The 16,306-nt window shown below is 72.9% G+C and carries 18 protein-coding genes; 9 read left to right on the forward strand and 9 right to left on the reverse strand.

What is annotated here, in order from left to right:
* Nucleotides 1–183 precede the first annotated feature (183 nt).
* Nucleotides 184–1,806, forward strand: coding sequence for a GH1 family beta-glucosidase (locus HHX40_RS18395; protein ID WP_182881540.1), 1,623 nt, complete (start codon nt 184–186; stop codon nt 1,804–1,806).
* A gap of 89 nt (nt 1,807–1,895) precedes the next feature.
* Nucleotides 1,896–2,732, forward strand: coding sequence for an SAM-dependent methyltransferase (locus tag HHX40_RS18400; RefSeq protein WP_310738173.1), 837 nt, complete (start codon nt 1,896–1,898; stop codon nt 2,730–2,732).
* A gap of 19 nt (nt 2,733–2,751) precedes the next feature.
* Here HHX40_RS18400 and HHX40_RS18405 read toward each other — a convergent pair whose 3' ends face one another.
* Both HHX40_RS18405 and HHX40_RS18410 read right to left on the reverse strand, forming a co-directional pair.
* A complete protein-coding gene (locus tag HHX40_RS18405) occupies nt 2,752–3,936 on the reverse strand; it encodes a globin domain-containing protein (protein WP_182881541.1) in 1,185 nt (394 codons plus the stop codon).
* A 73-nt stretch (nt 3,937–4,009) separates the two neighbouring features.
* Entirely contained in the window at nt 4,010–4,438 is a 429-nt protein-coding gene (locus HHX40_RS18410; protein ID WP_111700916.1) for an RrF2 family transcriptional regulator, read from the reverse strand.
* 132 nt (nt 4,439–4,570) lie between these two features.
* Here HHX40_RS18410 and HHX40_RS18415 point away from each other — a divergent pair, with 132 nt between their 5' ends.
* Both HHX40_RS18415 and HHX40_RS18420 read left to right on the forward strand, forming a co-directional pair.
* Entirely contained in the window at nt 4,571–5,131 is a 561-nt protein-coding gene (locus HHX40_RS18415; protein ID WP_182873797.1) for a cysteine hydrolase family protein, read from the forward strand.
* Between the two features lie 131 nt (nt 5,132–5,262).
* Entirely contained in the window at nt 5,263–5,910 is a 648-nt protein-coding gene (locus HHX40_RS18420; RefSeq protein WP_310738174.1) for a protein-L-isoaspartate(D-aspartate) O-methyltransferase, read from the forward strand.
* 27 nt (nt 5,911–5,937) lie between these two features.
* Here the strand turns inward: HHX40_RS18420 and HHX40_RS18425 are convergent, their stop codons facing one another.
* On the reverse strand, nt 5,938–6,078 hold the full coding sequence (locus HHX40_RS18425) for a hypothetical protein (RefSeq protein ID WP_165900687.1): 141 nt from the start codon (nt 6,076–6,078) through the stop codon (nt 5,938–5,940).
* A gap of 206 nt (nt 6,079–6,284) precedes the next feature.
* On the opposite strand from HHX40_RS18425, the gene HHX40_RS18430 reads away from it, so the two are divergent.
* Nucleotides 6,285–7,148 (forward strand): aldo/keto reductase, encoded by an 864-nt coding sequence (locus HHX40_RS18430; RefSeq protein WP_182881542.1) that lies wholly within the window; start codon nt 6,285–6,287, stop codon nt 7,146–7,148.
* 8 nt (nt 7,149–7,156) lie between these two features.
* Here the strand turns inward: HHX40_RS18430 and HHX40_RS18435 are convergent, their stop codons facing one another.
* Both HHX40_RS18435 and HHX40_RS18440 read right to left on the reverse strand, forming a co-directional pair.
* The gene (locus HHX40_RS18435) at nt 7,157–8,011 is read right to left on the reverse strand and encodes an ACT domain-containing protein (protein ID WP_182881543.1); all 855 of its coding nucleotides are present in this window, start codon (nt 8,009–8,011) and stop codon (nt 7,157–7,159) included.
* 100 nt (nt 8,012–8,111) lie between these two features.
* A complete protein-coding gene (locus HHX40_RS18440; protein ID WP_220499250.1) occupies nt 8,112–8,507 on the reverse strand; it encodes a VOC family protein in 396 nt (131 codons plus the stop codon).
* Nucleotides 8,508–8,658: 151 nt separating this feature from the next.
* On the opposite strand from HHX40_RS18440, the gene HHX40_RS18445 reads away from it, so the two are divergent.
* Nucleotides 8,659–9,483: an SAM-dependent methyltransferase gene (locus HHX40_RS18445; RefSeq protein WP_259403698.1), complete on the forward strand. Its 825-nt coding sequence runs from the start codon at nt 8,659–8,661 to the stop codon at nt 9,481–9,483.
* Between the two features lie 154 nt (nt 9,484–9,637).
* Here the strand turns inward: HHX40_RS18445 and HHX40_RS18450 are convergent, their stop codons facing one another.
* The 3 genes from HHX40_RS18450 to HHX40_RS18460 all read right to left on the reverse strand — a co-directional run bounded on the left by HHX40_RS18450 (nt 9,638) and on the right by HHX40_RS18460 (nt 12,942).
* On the reverse strand, nt 9,638–10,255 hold the full coding sequence (locus tag HHX40_RS18450) for a TetR/AcrR family transcriptional regulator (protein WP_182881545.1): 618 nt from the start codon (nt 10,253–10,255) through the stop codon (nt 9,638–9,640).
* Between the two features lie 17 nt (nt 10,256–10,272).
* Entirely contained in the window at nt 10,273–11,898 is a 1,626-nt protein-coding gene (locus tag HHX40_RS18455) for an MFS transporter (RefSeq protein ID WP_182881546.1), read from the reverse strand.
* Between the two features lie 96 nt (nt 11,899–11,994).
* A complete protein-coding gene (locus HHX40_RS18460) occupies nt 11,995–12,942 on the reverse strand; it encodes a DNA polymerase domain-containing protein (protein ID WP_182881547.1) in 948 nt (315 codons plus the stop codon).
* 118 nt (nt 12,943–13,060) lie between these two features.
* On the opposite strand from HHX40_RS18460, the gene HHX40_RS18465 reads away from it, so the two are divergent.
* From HHX40_RS18465 to HHX40_RS18475, 3 genes are all read left to right on the forward strand, one after another.
* Nucleotides 13,061–13,873, forward strand: a complete 813-nt coding sequence (locus HHX40_RS18465) for a class I SAM-dependent methyltransferase (RefSeq protein WP_111700907.1) — start codon at nt 13,061–13,063, stop codon at nt 13,871–13,873.
* 154 nt (nt 13,874–14,027) lie between these two features.
* Nucleotides 14,028–15,152, forward strand: coding sequence for a CapA family protein (locus HHX40_RS18470; RefSeq protein ID WP_182881548.1), 1,125 nt, complete (start codon nt 14,028–14,030; stop codon nt 15,150–15,152).
* Nucleotides 15,153–15,164: 12 nt separating this feature from the next.
* Complete coding sequence (locus HHX40_RS18475) at nt 15,165–15,770, forward strand: CBS domain-containing protein (protein ID WP_259403733.1); 606 nt, start codon at nt 15,165–15,167, stop codon at nt 15,768–15,770.
* On the opposite strand, the gene HHX40_RS18480 is transcribed toward HHX40_RS18475, so the two are convergent.
* Complete coding sequence (locus tag HHX40_RS18480) at nt 15,763–16,266, reverse strand: MarR family winged helix-turn-helix transcriptional regulator (protein ID WP_182881550.1); 504 nt, start codon at nt 16,264–16,266, stop codon at nt 15,763–15,765. The genes HHX40_RS18475 and HHX40_RS18480 overlap by 8 nt on opposite strands.
* Nucleotides 16,267–16,306 lie beyond the last annotated feature (40 nt).

Below are 16,306 nucleotides of genomic sequence, written 5' to 3' on the forward strand. Positions count from 1 at the left end.
TCCCTTCTCCTGTGAAGGAGTCCAGGTGTCCGCTGCGAAACTCCGCCTGCCCGCGCGTCCGGTCGTCGTCCCGTACGGCGATACCCGCGGCTTACGGAGGAACGGATCCATCGCCCGCACGGCCGGTCTCGGCGCGTGGGCCGATCACTCGTGCGCGGGCGCCGAGTCTGGAGCGATCACAGGATGACGGCGATCGAACACCGCCCCGCCGGGCCGCGGGCCTTCCCGGTCGGCTTCGTCTGGGGTACGGCCACCGCGGCGTACCAGATCGAGGGGGCCGTCGACGTCGACGGCCGGGGGCGCTCGATCTGGGACACCTTCTGCAGGATGCCCGGCGCGGTGGCGCGGGGCGAGTCAGGTGAGATCGCCTGCGACCACTATCACCGCTGGCAAGAGGATGTCGATCTCATGAAGGAGCTGGGGGCGGCCGCCTACCGATTCTCCGTGGCCTGGCCGCGCGTCCTGCCGGACGGGCGCGGGCCGGTGAACCGGCGCGGCCTCGACTTCTACCGACGCCTCGTCGACGCCCTGCGCGAGGGCGGCATCGAGCCGTACGTCACGCTGTACCACTGGGACCTGCCCCAGGCGATCGAGGACCGCGGGGGCTGGCGGGTCCGCGAGACGGCGGAGCGTTTCGCCGACTACGCGGAGGTGATGTACGACGCGCTCGGCGACTCGGTGTCGAACTGGATCACGCTCAACGAGCCGTACTGCTCGTCGATCGTGGGGTACGGCGAGGGCCGGCACGCGCCGGGCGCGACGGAGGGGCACGGCGCACTGGCCGCCGCCCATCACCTGCTGCTCGGTCACGGCCTCGCCGTCGCGCGCCTGCGGGCGCTGGCCCGGCCCGACCAGCGGGTCGGGGTGACGCTCAACATGTCGCCCACGGTGCCGGCGACCAACTCGCCGGAGGACGTCGCGGCCGCGCGGCGGATGGACCTGCTGGTCAACCGGCAGTTCACCGAGCCGCTCTTCGGCGGCTCCTACGCCGCCGACATGGCCGAGACGTTCGGCCGGATCACCGACTTCTCGTTCCGGCGGGACGGCGATCTGGAGACCATCGGGACGCCGGTGGACTTCCTCGGGGTGAACTACTACTACCGGCTGCACGTGGAGGCCGCGCCCTACGAGGAGGCCGACCCGGGCCGCCGTACGGCGTTCGACCTCGGCGTGCGCACCGTCACGCCGGAGGACGCGCGCACCAGCGGGCTGGGCTGGGTGGTGGAGCCCGAGGGGCTGTACGAGACGCTGGTCGGCCTGACCACCCGTTATCCGGACCTGCCGCCGGTCTACATCACCGAGAACGGCTACGGCGACGACGGTGTGCTGGAGGACGCCGGGCGCGTCGACTACCTGCGCGACCATCTGGCCGCGACCCACGACGCGATGACGGCGGGCGCCGACGTGCGGGGCTACTTCGCCTGGTCGCTGATGGACAACTTCGAGTGGGCCCGGGGGTACTCGGCGAGGTTCGGGCTCGTGCACGTGGACTACGAGACCCAGGAGCGCACGCCGAAGTCCAGCTTCCGCTGGATGCGCGAGTTCATCGCCGATCCCGTGATCGACGGCCCCCTGGCCCCCGAGCCGCTGTTCATCGATCCCGTGATGACCGACCCCGTGATCGCCGGGCCCGTCATCGGCGACCCGGGCGTGGTCGGCTACGGCACGGGCGGCTACGGCAGGGCTCACTACGGCTACGGCCCCGACGACTTCGACGTCGCCGATCCCGTCGCCTCCGGTCCGCCCGTCGACGTCCTGGTGGCGGGCACTCCCCGGGGCGACCGTTCGGGGGGCGACCTGGGCTGACCGACGGCCGAGGCCCCGCTCGACAGCGGTCAAGCATGTCGGTCAATTCCCATTTTGGTGCGCCGAATCCCGATTTGTCGGCTACTTTGGTGATCAAAGTACGGCACGGCATCAGGGGCAGCACGATGAACTTGGAGCAGGGGCCGCCGGGGATCGACGTCACGGTCCCCAGCGTCGCCCGGATCTACGACTACCTCCTCGGCGGCAAGGACAACTTCGCCGTCGACCGGGCGGCGGCCGAGAAGCTCATCGAGCTGACTCCGAACGCGCGCGAAGGGGTCCGGAGCAACAGGCGCTTCATCCGCCGTGCCGTGACCCTCATGGCCGAGAAGGGCATCCGCCAGTTCCTCGACATCGGCGCCGGGCTGCCGACGCAGGAGAATGTCCACGAGGTCGCGCTGCGCGCCGCCCCCGGCTCGCGGGTGGTCTACGTCGACAACGACCCGATCGTGCTGACCCACGGCCGGGCCCTGCTCGCCGACAACGCCACGACGATCGTGGTCGACGGCGACCTGCGCGACCCCGAGGGCATCCTCGGCGATCCCCGGATCAACGAGCACCTCGACCTCAGCCGGCCCGTGGGGCTGCTCATGGTCGCGGTGCTGCACTTCATCCCCGACGCCGAAGGCATCGTCGCCACGCTGCGCGACCGCCTCGCCCCCGGCAGCGCGATGGCCCTCAGCCACCTGTCGTACGGCGACCTCGACGAGGAGAAGATCCGCGAGGGGCGCGAGCTGTACAAGAGCACCTCCGCCGCCGGCGTCACCCCCCGGACCCACGCCGAGCTCCTGCGGTTCTTCGACGGGTTCGACCTGGTGGAGCCGGGCCTGGTGGTGACCGAGGACTGGCGTCCCGAGCCCGACGAGCCCAGGCTGCCGAGGATCCCCGGCGTGGACGGCTACGCGGGCGTCGGCCTCCTGCGCTGAACCTCCCGGCGGGACCGGATCAGTCCCCGGCGATCCACAGGTCGGGGCCGAAGACCTCGTAGCGGATGTCGGAGGCGGACACGCCGCGCGCCGTCAGCTGCGCGCGTACGGCCCGCATGAACGGCAGCGGCCCGCACAGGCAGGCGGTGACGCCCGCGGGCAGGTCGACCGCCGACAGGTCGGCCCGGCCGGCCGACGGAGCCGGACCGCTCAGGTCCTGTTCCGGCAGGTCCTCGTACCACCGGTGCAGGGTGGCCCCGGGCAGGGCCGCGACCAGGTCCGCCAGTTCCTCCCGGTGGACGTGGGAACCGGGGGAGCGGTCGGCGTGGACGACCACCACCCGCCGGCCCGACCCGGTGGCGACGAGGTGATCGAGCATCGACAGCACGGGGGTGACCCCGATGCCCGCCGAGGCGAGCAGCAGTGCGCCGTCGCCCTCCGGCAGGGTCAGATCGCCGAAGGGCGCGGAGACGTCGAGCACGTCACCGGCCCGGACGTGCTCGTGCAGCCAGGTCGAGACCTCTCCCTCGGGCGCGCTCTCGCCGCGCACCCGCTTCACCGTGATCCGCCAGTCGCCGCGCTCGGGGGCGTTCGACAGGCTGTACTGCCGGATCTGCCGCGCGCCGTCGGGCAGCGTGACCCGGACGCTCACGTACTGGCCCGGCAGGAACGGCAGCGGGACGCCCGGGCGCAGGAGGAAGGAGGCGGCGTCCGCCGTCTCGTCGCGCCGCTCGGTCACCGTGGCCCGCGTCCAGCCCCGGCCCGCCTCGCGGTAGAGGTCGCGCTCCAGGCCGATCAGCGTCTCGGCCATGAGCCAGTAGACCTCGTCCCACGCCTGGGCGACCTCGGGCGTGACGGCGTCGCCCAGCACCTCACCGATGGCGCCGAACAGGTACTTGTGCACCACGGCGTACTGCTCCTCGGTGACGCCGAGGGAGGCGTGCTTGTTGGCGATCCTGGACAGCATCGTGCCGGGAAGCCCGCCCGGGTGGTCCACCAGCGCGGTCGCGAACGCGGCGATCGAGCCCGCCAGCGCGACGCGCTGCTCGCCGTTGGCCTGGTTGCCCCGGTTGAACAGGTCGCGCAGCAGCTCGGGGTTGTCGGCGAACAACGTGTCGTAGAAGCGGGCGGTGATGCTCTGGATCGCGCCCGCGATCACGGGCAGGGTGGCGCGGACGGTCGCGGCCGACTCCGGGGACAGCATGATTCCTCCAAATTGGTATCTAATATGCGTATTAAAAGCCGTGGATCTGCCGGACTCTTCCCGCGTACGCGGGTCAGGAGAGGCCGAGCAGCACCGGCCCCGACGGCGAGGAGACCAACTGGTCGACCGTGACCGGATCGAGGGAGGCGTAGAAGGCGTGCTGCGCCGCGCGCAGCGCGCCGCGCAGGCGGCAGGCGGCCCGGAGCGGGCAGGGGACCTCCCCTTCGCAGGTGACGACCTCCTCCTCTCCCTCCAGTTCGCGGACCAGCCAGCCGATCGACGCCGTACGGCCGAACCGGGTCAGTTCCAGCCCGCCCCCGCGTCCCCGGCGGGCCTCCACGACGCCGAGGTGCTGCAGGCGGGCGATGGCCTTGGCGGTGTGGTTGTAGGGAATCGCCATCGCCTCGGCCACCTGGCGGGTGGTGAGCGACGTGCCCTCCTCCAGGACCGCCAGGCGCATGGTCACGCGCAGGGCCAGGTCCGTGAACTTCGTCAACCGCACGTCTCGACCCTAGCAAATCGGTATTTCACACTCCAATTTGGGTGGGCCGGACGTTCCGGTCCGGCGGAAATGTCGGTGGCCGGTCCTAGGGTTGGGCGGCGACAGGATCCGTGACGAAAGACGGGAACACCCATGACGACCCTGGCCGAACGCCCGAACACCGCGCTGCTCGTCATCGACGTCCAGAAGGGGGTGGTGGCGGGCGCGCACGACCGCGACGCCGTGATCGCGAACATCGACACCCTGATCGGCAAGGCCCGTGCGCAGGACGTGCCGGTGATCTGGGTGCAGCACTCCGACGGGCGTGAGTTGCAGCGGGAGAGCGAGGCCTGGGAGTACGTGCCGGAGCTGGTGCGGCGTGACGACGAGCCGCTCGTCCACAAGATCTACGGCGACTCGTTCGAGGACACCGATCTGGAGGCGCGGCTCGCCGAGCGCGGGGTGGGCCGGGTCGTCGTCACCGGCGCCCAGACCGACGCGTGCATCCGCTCGACCCTCCACGGGGCCTTCGTCCGGGGCTACGACGTGACGCTGGTCGGCGACGCGCACACCACCGAGGACCTCACCGCCTACGGCGCGCCGGCTCCGGCGCAGGTGATCGCGCACACGAACCTCTACTGGCAGTTCCAGACCGCGCCCGGCCGCGGCGCGGCGACCGTTCCCACGGCTGAGGTCGACTTCGGCACCCCCTGAGCCGCCCGGACATCCCGAGCCGTTCGGACGGGCCGAGCCGGTGGCGCGGTTCCGGGGCCGCTCAGGGGGCATCACCGGGGGAGAGCGGGCCGCTGGAGGGGGAGGCGCGCTCGGCGTCGAACGTGAGCGTGGTGGACGTGACCGCAGCCGCCTGTCCCGAAGACCTCGTCCGGGCCGTCCGGGCGGTGGGGGTCCGTGACGAGCGCCTGCTCCGGGCGGTGCGTTCGACTCCGCGGGCGGGATTCGTCCCGCCCGCGCACGTCGCGCACGCGTACGAGGACGCGCCGATCCCGATCGCGCACGGGCAGGTGACGACCCAGCCGTCCCTGTCGGCGACGATGATCGAGGGACTGGCGCTCACCGGCGTGGAGCACGTGCTGGAGGTCGGCTCCGGCCTCGGATACCAGACCGCGCTGCTCGCCCGCATGGCCGGCGACGTGGTCGGCGTCGACCTGTGGCCCGACCTCGTGCGGGCGGCGCGGCGCAACCTCGCCCGGCAGGGCATCCGCAACGCGGAGGTGCGGGTCGGCGACGGCGGCCAAGGCGTGCGTGAGCACGCTCCCTACGACGCCGTCATCGTCTCGGCGGCGTTTCCCACGGTCCCCGCGCCGCTGGTCGAGCAGTTGCGGCCCGGCGGGCGGCTGGTGCAGCCCATCGGCACCGGCGGCCGGGAGGAGGTCGTGCTCTTCGAGCGCACCGTCATCGGCCTCGAACCCCGTCAGGTCCTCACGCTGGCCAGCTTCGTCCGCCTGCACGGCCGCTTCGGCTACCCCTCCTGACCGGTGCGGTGGCGGGCGGACGGGCGGTCAGGCCTCCGGTTCGCCCTCGTGCACGTGGTAGGTCCTGGTCCACGAGGCTCCGCAGCGGCAGCGGGTCAGCTCCAGCAACCGGCCGTCCTCGGTCACGGCCAGGCCGTCGTCGAGGCGGACGTGAACATGCACGCTCATGGTTGTGCCTTTGCTGTCGACGAGCCCCGGCGACGAACCCGGGACCTCTCGTGCGGTTTATCCCAATATAGGTTGACGTGTTCGTAAACCATCCGCATTTGGGTAGATACGTCCGGATGTGAGGAGGATCTTCGGATGGCGGGCTTGATACGGGACCCGCAGGATAGGGGACACGTCTCTGTCTCTTCTCGCAAGGAGGATCCTTCATGCGGACTCGCCGCATCGGTGATCTCGGGGTCGGCGCGATCGGTCTCGGCGGCATGCCGATGTCGATCGAGGGGCGGCCCGACGAGCAGCGCTCCATCGCGACCATCCACGCGGCGCTGGACGCCGGAGTGACGCTGATCGACACGGCCGACGCCTATCACCTGCACGCGGACGAGGTGGGCCACAACGAATCGCTGATCGCCCGCGCTCTGGCAGGCTACGGCGGCGACACCTCGGACGTGCTGGTCGCGACCAAGGGCGGCCACCTGCGCCCGGGCGACGGCTCCTGGACGAAGGACGGCTCGCCCGAGCACCTGAAGCAGGCGTGCGACGCCTCCCTCAAGCGGCTGGGGGTCGAGGCGATCGGCCTCTATCAGTTCCATCGGCCCGACCCGCGGGTGCCGTACGAGGAGTCGATCGGGGCGCTCCGCGACCTGCTCGACGCGGGCAAGATCCGCTACGCCGGGATCTCGAACGCGAACCCCGACCAGATCCGCCAGGCCGGCGACATCCTCGGCGGTCGCCTCGTGAGCGTGCAGAACCAGTTCTCGCCCGCGTTCCGCTCCAGCGAGGCCGAGCTCGAACTCTGCGCGCAAATGGGCATCGCCTTCCTGCCGTGGAGCCCGCTGGGCGGCATCTCCAAGGCCGGCGAGCTGGGGTCGCGCTTCGCCCCGTTCGCGGAGGTCGCGAAGGCCCACGAGGTGAGCCCGCAGCAGGTGTGCCTGGCCTGGATGCTGGCCAAGGCGCCGGTGGTGATCCCGATCCCCGGCTCGTCGCGGCCGGAGACGATTCTCGACTCGGTCAAGGCGGTGGACCTGGAGCTCACTCCCGAGGAGCTGGGCCGCCTCGACGCCGCCGGCTGAGCGCCGTCTCACTCGCCGGGCCAGTCGTCGGCCCACTGACGGTGCCGGGCCGCCGCCGCGAGCGCGGCGGCCCGCGCCGCCTCCGTCGGCGTGAACGGCAGGTCGCGTCTCGTCACCACCAGGGCGGCGCCGGGATTCACCGGAACCGTCATCACGGTGTTCGGCGTCCTGTCCGGAGCCGGCTCACCGGGCTCCCGCCACCGGACGTCCGCCGTACGCAGCAGTTCCGTCATGGCCGGGAGCAGCTCGCCCGGATCGTCCCGTACGCGCTGACCCAGCAGCAGCGCCTGGATGCCGGGGTCGATGAGGTCCTTCACCTGGGCGGGAACGATGACGGCGTCGGCGCCGCCGGCCCCGTCGACGGCGCGCCACAGGTCCTGCGGAGTGAGCGAGGCCGGGGCCTCGACGACGAACTCGTCCAGGGCGTCGCAGCCTCCCCGCGTCATCGCCGCGCTGCCGGCCGGGGCGATCTGCAGGGAGAGGATGTTGCAGCCCAGCCGGGCGAAGGCCCCGGCGAGCGCGGCGAGGCGGCCGGGGCGCTCGGCGACCCTGGCCCGCACCCGCCACAGGCTGGTCGCGTGATCCGTGCCCGGGCGGACGCGCCCGCGCACGGCCCCCGGGACCGACAGTCTCTTGTGCACGGCCGAGCCGACGATCAACGCCAGCCCGACGCCGACGAGCACCACCGGGCCGGGGTCGCGGTGGCCGAGCAGGGTGGCGAGCACGTGGGCGAGCCCGACGGCGAGGAAGAGCGCGGCCAGTTCCGCGATCTCCCGCCGCCAGGATCGGACGCCGTGATGCCGGTGAAGCGGGCCGGGAGTCGGATGGCCGCCCTCGCCGGCGGCGTTTCTCGGTTCGCTCATGCCCAGAAGTCTGACCCGGCGCTGTTACGCGATCACCGTGCGTGGAATGTCGTCCGCATTAATCCGCTCTCACCGGGCCGCCGCCCGCATCACCGGATCATCACGGTTCCGGTGTGGAGGCGTCCGTCCTGACCCAAAGGCAGAACGGATGCCCCGCGGGGTCGAGGAGGACCCGCACGTCGTCCTGGGGCTGGTGGCCGGCGAGCGTCGCCCCGGCGCCGGTCGCGTGCGCCACGGCCGTCTCCAGGTCGTCCACCTCGATGTCCAGGTGCAGCATCATCCGCTGGTCTCCCGGACCGGCGGGCCAGACCGGCCGGACGTACTCCTTCTCGGTCTGGAACGACAACCCGGCGCCGCCTCCGGGCGGGTGCATCGTCACCCAGCCGGGTTCGTCGGAGTCGATCGTCCAGCCCAGCAGCCGCTGGTAGAAGGCCGCGAGCTCCCGCGCGTCCGGCGCGTCGAGCACCGTCGCGGACAGGGTCATGCGTGGCGTCACGCGTCCTCCCGAATTCGTCCCGAGATCGTCGTCCGGTCGCTGCCCCGCGCGCCTTTCCTCAATCCCGGAGCGATGACCCGAGGGTGATGATCTTCCGTCGGCTCCTCGCCTACAATGCATGAAAGCGGTTCCACAGGCGAGGGGCAGACGCTTGGACGATTCGAGACGGGCACCGGAGGGCGTCGATCCCACCGTCCCGAACATCGCCCGGATGTACGACTACTACCTGGGCGGCAAGGACAACTTCGCCGCCGACCGCGAGGCCGCCGAGAAGATGCTCGCCATCGGGCGGCAGATGGGCAACGACGGACGGGAGGTCGCCAGGGAGAACCGCGGCTTCCTGCAGCGTGCCGTGCGGCACCTGGCCGAGTCGGGGATCACGCAGTTCGTCGACATCGGCGCGGGCCTGCCGACGCAGGAGAACGTCCATCAGGTCGCGCGGCGGCACGCCCCCGGAGCGCGGGTGGTGTACGTGGACATCGACCCGGTGGTCCTCACGCACGCGCGGGCGCTGCTGGCCGACAATCCCGAGACGATCGCGGTGGCCGGGGACGTGCGGGACCCGGACGCCGTGTTCGACGACCCGGAGGTGCGGGCCCACATCGACTTCGCCCGGCCGTTCGCGGTGCTGCTGGTCTCGGTGCTGCACTTCGTCACGGACGACGAGGACGCCGACCGGATCGTCGCCCGGATCCGCGAGCGGATGGTCCCGGGGTGTCACCTGGTGCTGTCGCACATCCTGACGACCGACGAGGTGGCCGAGGAGGTCGTCGCGGAGAGCAAGAAGGTGTACGCGGCCACCTCCTCCGGCGGGCTCGTGGGCAGACCCTTCAAGCGGATCGAGGCGTTCTTCGACGGCCTGGAGATCCTGGAACCCGGCCTCGTGCCCGTGCAGGCGTGGCGGCCCGACGTCCCCTGGGAGGTGCAGGCCGACGACAGGACCGGCATCTTCGGGGCGGTCGGCGGCATGCCCTGACCAGCCGTCCCCGCCCGTCCCCTCTCGTCCCCCCTCGTCCCCGGGCGTCCCCCTCCGTCCCTGGGCGAACGGCCCCGGCGGCGACGGGCTCAGCAGTGGCGGGTCAGCACAGAGCCCGGGTCAGCACAGAGCCCGGGTCAGCACAGAGCCCGGGTCAGCACAGGGCCCGGGTGAGCACGTCGAGAGTGAGTTCGACGATCTTCTCCGGAGGCTCCGCTCCGGGGCCTTCGGCGGGCGGCGTCCCGTGCCCGGCGAGGTCCGGTTTGAGACGGCGGGCCCCCGCGCGGACCACGCCCCAGGCCAGGTCGGCCCGCAGCGCGGGATGGTCCATCCCGGCCTCGCGCAGCGCGTCGGCGAGCGGCGCGGTCAGCTCGCCGTGCAGTTCCTCCACCCTGATCCGGCACTCCTGCGGCAGCCCGATCGCCTGCAGCGCCGGGATCAGCGCGTAGTCGGGGCTGCCGACGAAGTCGAGCGCCGCTCTGCCGTACGCGCGGATCCGGTCGGGCAGCGGGCCGCCGGCGGGCGCGACGGCGGCGCGCAGACGCGCTGACCAGCGGGGAAAGGCGTCCTCCACGAGCTGGGCGAGGATGTCGGCGGTGGAGGCGAAGTAGCGGTAGACGCTGGAGCGGGCCAGGCCGATCCGGGCGCCGACGGCCGCCGGGGAGAGCGCGTGCACGCCCTCGGCGGCCAGGATCTCCCGCGCCGCGTCGAGCAGGGCGGCGTGCTGGTTGGCCCGGTGGTCCGCGACGGTCGCCGCGCTGATCCTCGGCATCTCCCCCTCCAGGGCTGCTACGTCTTCGGGTCGCGCCCTCCAGTATCGGGCCCCGCCGCCGCCACCGGTTCCCCCGGCTCGTCCGGCTCGTCCGGGGAGGCCGGCGTACGGGGGAGGAGAAGCGTGGCGCCGACCCCGGCCAGCAGCGCCAGCGCCGTGATCAGCGCGACCCTGCGGGTCGCCTCGGCGGCGCCCTCGACCGCCGCCGCGTGGATCGCGGGATCGCGGATCGAGGGGATGGCGGCGCCGGCGCTCTCCTCGACGACGCGCGCCACGCCCGCCCGCAGCTGCTCGGGCCGGTCGGCCAGCCCGCGCTCGACGGCCGAGCCGAGCCCGGCCACCAGCACTCCGCCCAGGACGGCGACCCCCAGGGCCGCGCCGAGCTGGCGGATCGTGCTCTGCAGGGCCGAGGCCCCGCCGGAGAGGCGGGCCGGCACGTCGGCGAGGAGCACGCCGGTGAGCTGGGCCGTCGCGAAACCGATGCCCGCGCCGTAGAGCAGCAGCCACGGCACGAGCCGCCAGGGGCCCATGCCGGGGGTGAGGGACAGGCCGATCCCGGCCGCGCCGACGGCCTCCATGCCGAGGCCCGCCCGCACGATCGCGCGCGGCGACCACCGCTTCGACAACGCCGGGACCAGGCCGCCCGCGAGGAAGGTCCCGAGGGCGAGCACCGCGATGACCAGCCCGGCGCGGAACGCGGTGTAGCCGAGCGCGGACTGCAGGAAGAGCGGCAGCACGAGGATCATGCCGAACTCGCCCAGCGCCACGATCACCGCGGCCATCGAGCCGTACCGGAAACTCGGCAGCTCGAACAGCGTCAGGTCGACCAGGACGGGCCGCCCGGCGCGCTCGCGCCGCCGTTCGAGCACGACGAGGGTGGCCAGCGCGACGACGCCGGCGCCGAACGCGAACGGCACGGGCGAGACGCTCTCGAAGCGCAGGCCGAACAGGTCCGCGGTCCGGCGCGGCGCCAGCCAGCCGTACTTCTGGCCCTCGATCAGCGCGAAGACGACACCGGTCGTGCCGGTCACGGCGAGGACCAGGCCCGCGAGGTCGGCGCCCGCCGCGTGCCCGGCCCGCGACTCGGGCACCCGCAGCGAGCCGAGCAGGAGCAGCGCGGCGATCGGCAGATTGATCCAGAACGCGGCGCGCCAGCCGTACTCGGTGACGAGCCAGCCTCCCGCCAGCGGGCCTGCGGCGGCCATGCCGCCGATGATGGAGCCCCAGACGGCGAAGGCGATCACCCGTTGCCGTCCCATGTAGATCTGGTTGATGATCGCGAGGGTCATCGGGACGGCCATCGCGGCCCCCACGCCCTGGACCGCGCGTACGGCGATCAGCATGGGCCCGTTCACCGACAGCGCCGCCAGCATGCTGGCCAGCAGGAAGACCGCGACGCCCAGGGCGAACAGGCGGCGCCTGCCGTGGAGATCGCCCATCCGCCCGAACGGGATGAGCAGCGCCGCGAACATCAGGGAGTAGACGGAGTTGATCCATTCCACGTCGGTCGCGCCGAGGCGCAGGTCGGCGAGGATCGCGGGCACCGCCACGTTCACGATCGTGGCGTCGATGACCACCATCGACACCCCGGTCGCGAGCACGACGAGGGGAAGCCAGCTTTGACGCGAGTTTGGCGACGGCATGTCGCGAATATAGCAACAACCTGTCGCCAACTGACCCGCCGAGCCCGCCGGGCCCGCCGAGCCGGGTGCCGGCGGCCCGCGAACCGTCCGGGCCGGCTATCCGCGGCGGGCGCGGGCGCGGCGCCTGCCCTCGTGCATGGCCTGCACCCGGGCGACCGGGATCGTGTGGCCCTCCTCGACGAGGTCGCGGGGGAGTCGCTGGGGCTCCGGCATCAGGTCGGCCCAGGGATCGGCGTCGCGTAGCAGGCGCGCCGCCGTGCGCACGGTGAAGTCGCCGGGCGTGATCCGGTCCAGGTCGTCCCAGGCGACCGGGAAGGAGACGGGGACGCCGGGCCGCACACGGGGGCTGTAGGCCGCGACGACGGTCGCCCCGCCGGACCGGGTCGAGTCGACGAACACCCGGTCTCCCCGGTCCTCCCGGATGAACGCCGTCGTGGCGAGGGCGGGATCGAGGCGTTCGGCCCGGACGCCGAGCGCGCGGGTGGCGGCGGCCACGTCCTCCGTCGTCTCGCCCTCCAGCGGCACGAACACGTGCAGGCCCTTGGCCCCGCTGGTCTTCACCGCGCCCGACAGCCCGGCGTCGGCGAGCGCCCGGGCGACCAGGCGGGCGGCGCCGACGGCCCGGGGGAACGCCTCGGCCGACGGCGGGTCGATGTCCAGCACGAGGTGGGTGGGCCGGTCCCAGTGACCCGCGTGGACGAGAGCGGGGTGATACTCCACCGCCCGCTGGTTCGCGAGCCACAGCAGGGTCCGCCGGTCGTCGCACAGCGCGTACGACACCCGCCGCTGGGAGGACTCGGCCCACATCGTGACCGTCCGCACCCAGTCCGGGGCGTACGAGGGCACGTTCTTCTGCATGAACGGCGCCTGGCCCTCTCTCACCCGCACGACGGACAGCGGCCGGTCGCGCAGCACCGGGACGATCCGGTCGCGTACGGCGTCCAGGTAGTCGACCAGGTCGCGCTTGGCCGCGCCCGCGCCGTCGAACAACGGCCGGTCGAGGTTGGTCAGCGTGACTCCGTCGCGAACCTCATCGCTGGTCATGCGATCACCATGCCCGCGCCCGGCGCCGGAAATCAACGCGGCCCCGGCGTCTCTCCATGCCGTCTCTGAATATGAGACATAATTGCTCAAATGACGAGACGCCTGGAATAGTGACGGCATGGCACACGAAACGGCCGTCTACACACACGGTCACCATGAGTCCGTCCTGCGTTCCCACCGCTGGCGCACCGCCGCCAACTCCGCGGCGTACCTGCTGGGCGCGCTGAAGCCCCACATGCGCGTCCTGGACGTCGGGTGCGGGCCCGGCACGATCACCGCCGACCTGGCCGGGCACGTGCCGCAGGGCGAGGTGGTCGGCCTCGACAACGCGCCCGGCGTGCTGGAGCAGGCCCGGGAGGAGGCGGCGCGGCGCGGCGTCGCCAACGTGAGCTTCACGACCGGCGACGTGCACGCGCTCGGCGCTCCCGACGCCTCATTCTGCGTCGTGCACGCCCACCAGGTGCTCCAGCACGTCGGCGACCCGGTGGGCGCGCTGCGCGAGATGCGGCGCGTGACGAAGCCGGGCGGCATCGTCGCGGCGCGCGACTCCGACTACGCCGGCATGATCTGGTATCCGCTGGTCCCCGCGCTGGACGACTGGCTGGACCTCTACCGCCGGGTCGCCCGGGCCAACGGCGGCGAGCCCGACGCCGGTCGGCGCCTGCGCTCCTGGGCCGGGGAAGCCGGCTTCACCGAGATCACCTCGTCGTCGTCCACCTGGTGTTTCGCCACCCCCGAGGACCGGGCGTGGTGGAGCGGCCTGTGGGCCGACCGCACCCTCCAGTCCGCCTACGCGAGCCGGGTGATCGAGGGCGGCCACGCCACCCAGGACGACCTGCGGCGGATCTCCGACGGCTGGCGGGAGTGGGGCGCGAGCGCGGACGGCTGGTTCAGCGTCGTGCACGGCGAGATCCTCTGCCGGGTGGGCTGACCACCCCTCCCCGCCGTGGTGGCGCGGCCGGTTACGGGGGAGGATCGGGGTGTGACCTGCGGAAGACGGAGCCCTGCCGCGGAGCGTGCGGGCCACGCCGACGGCACGTGGCACGCCGCGCCGCCGTCGCCGTCACGGCCGCCGGGGGGCTGACATGCGGCCGGCGGCGGGAGACCCGGTCACCCTGTTCCTGTGCGGGGACGTCATGCTCGGGCGCGGCGTCGACCAGATCCTCCCGCATCCCGGCGATCCCGCCCTGCGGGAGCCGCACCTCCGGGACGCCGGGGCGTACGTCGAGCTGGCGGAGGCGGCGAACGGCCCGATCCCGCGCCCGGCCGGATACTCCTGGCCCTGGGGCGACGCGCTGGAGGCGCTGGACGAGGCCGGTCCCGACGTCCGGGTGCTCAACCTGGAGACGAGCGTCACCCGGTCCGGCGACTTCGCGCCGGACAAGGCCGTGCACTACCGGATGAACCCCGCCAACCTTCCCGCGCTGGCCGTGGCCCGCCCGGACGTCTGCGTGCTGGCCAACAACCACGTGCTCGACTTCGGCGTACGCGGGCTCACCGAGACGCTCGGCGCGCTGGCGGCGGCGGGGCTCCGCCAGGCCGGGGCGGGGCGTGACGAGGACGAGGCGCGGCGGCCCGCGGCCGTGCCGCTTCCCGGCGGTGGACGCGTGCTGGTGTTCGCGGCCGCGATGCCGTCCAGCGGCGTCCCGGGCGGGTGGGCGGCCCGGCGGGACCGGCCCGGCGTGGCCTTCCTCCCGGCGCCGTCCCCCGCCGCCGCGGCCGAGATGATCCAGCGCGTACGGCGGGTCAGGCGGCCGGGGGACGTCGTGGTCGTCTCCGTCCACTGGGGGTCGAACTGGGGCTACGAGGTCGGCGACGACCAGAGCGGGTTCGCGCACGCGCTGGTCGACGGGGGCGTCGACCTCGTCCACGGCCACTCCTCGCACCACCCCCGCCCCGCCGAGGTGTACCGGGACCGGCTGATCCTCTACGGCTGCGGCGACTTCATCGACGACTACGAGGGCATCACCGGCTATGAGGAGTACCGCGACGACCTGCGGCTGCTGTACTTCGCGACGGTGGAGGCCGCGTCGGGGCGGCTGCGCGAACTGCGGATGGCGCCGATGCGGGCCGTACGCATGCGGCTGCGTCGCGCCGGTGACGAGGACCGCGAGTGGCTGCGCGGGACGCTCGACCGGATCGGCCGGAGGTTCGGCGCGCGGACCGGGCCGGCGCCCGGCGGGACGCTCGTCCTCGCGCCGGCCGGGTAGGAGGTGATCACGATGCTGGTCTGCGAGATCATGACGGCGCCGGTGGTGACGGTGCGGCGCACGGCGACGATCAGGCAGGCCGTCCGCCTGCTGTACGAGCAGGACATCACGGCCGCGCCGGTGGTCGAACGGCCGGGACGGATGGTCGGCATCGTCAGCGAGATGGATTTGCTGCGCGGCGAGTTCGAGAGCGAACCCCGGGCCTTCCTGCGCCCCGAGGCCCTGCCCACCGGCAGGCCGCCCGCGCTCGTCGAGGAGGTCATGACGCCGCGCGTCGCCACCGTGGGCGACACGGCCGACGTCATGGACCTCCTGGACCTGATGATCACGACCGGGGTGAAGAGCGTCCCGGTGGTGCGCGACGACGACCTCGTCGGCATCGTCAGCCGGCGCGACCTGATGGGACTGCTGGTCCAGGGCGACGAGCGGATCCGCGACGACGTGCTCGCGGCGCTGCGCGACTGCGCCGACACGGCGCACTTCGGCGCGGCGGTGCGCAACGGCGTCGTCGAGTTGTACGGCCCGGGCGACGAGCGGTCGGCCCGCATCGCCGAGATGGTCGTCAGGACCGTCCCCGGCGTCGCCGGCGTCGTCTTCCCCGAGGGCCTGATCAGCTGAGTCCGTCGCCGGGGCCGGGGCGGGGGTCGTCGTCGGGGCTGTTGTCGTCGAGGCGGGCGAGCACGTCGGTGGCCAGCCGTTCGAGCGCGGCGACCTGCTCGGGGGTGAGCCCGTCGAAGAACAGGCGGCGCACGGTCGCCACGTGCCCAGGAGCCGCGGCGGCGATGGCCCGGCGGCCCTCCTCGCTGATCACGACGAACGCGCCCCGGCCGTCCTCCTCGCACTCCTCCCGCCGGACGAGACCGCGCCGCTGCATCCGGGTGAGGTGGTGGGACAGGCGGCTCTGCTCCCACTGGAGGCCGCGCTCCAGCTCGAACGGCCGCAGCCTTTCGTCGGCGTTGTCGGTGAGGTGCACGAGGACCTCGTAGTCCGCCAGGGAGAGGGCGGAACCGGCCTGCAACTCCCGGTTGAGCCGGGCCGTGAGACGCCCCTGCATGCGCAGGTAGGCCCGCCAGGCGCGCTGTTCGTCCGCGTCGAGCCAGCGTGGGCTGTTCATGCCGCCCAGGGTATCCGGAATCAATGACTCGTCATCTATG

The sequence above is a fragment of the Microbispora sp. H10949 genome, assembly GCF_014161435.1.
Lineage (GTDB): Bacteria > Actinomycetota > Actinomycetes > Streptosporangiales > Streptosporangiaceae > Microbispora > Microbispora triticiradicis.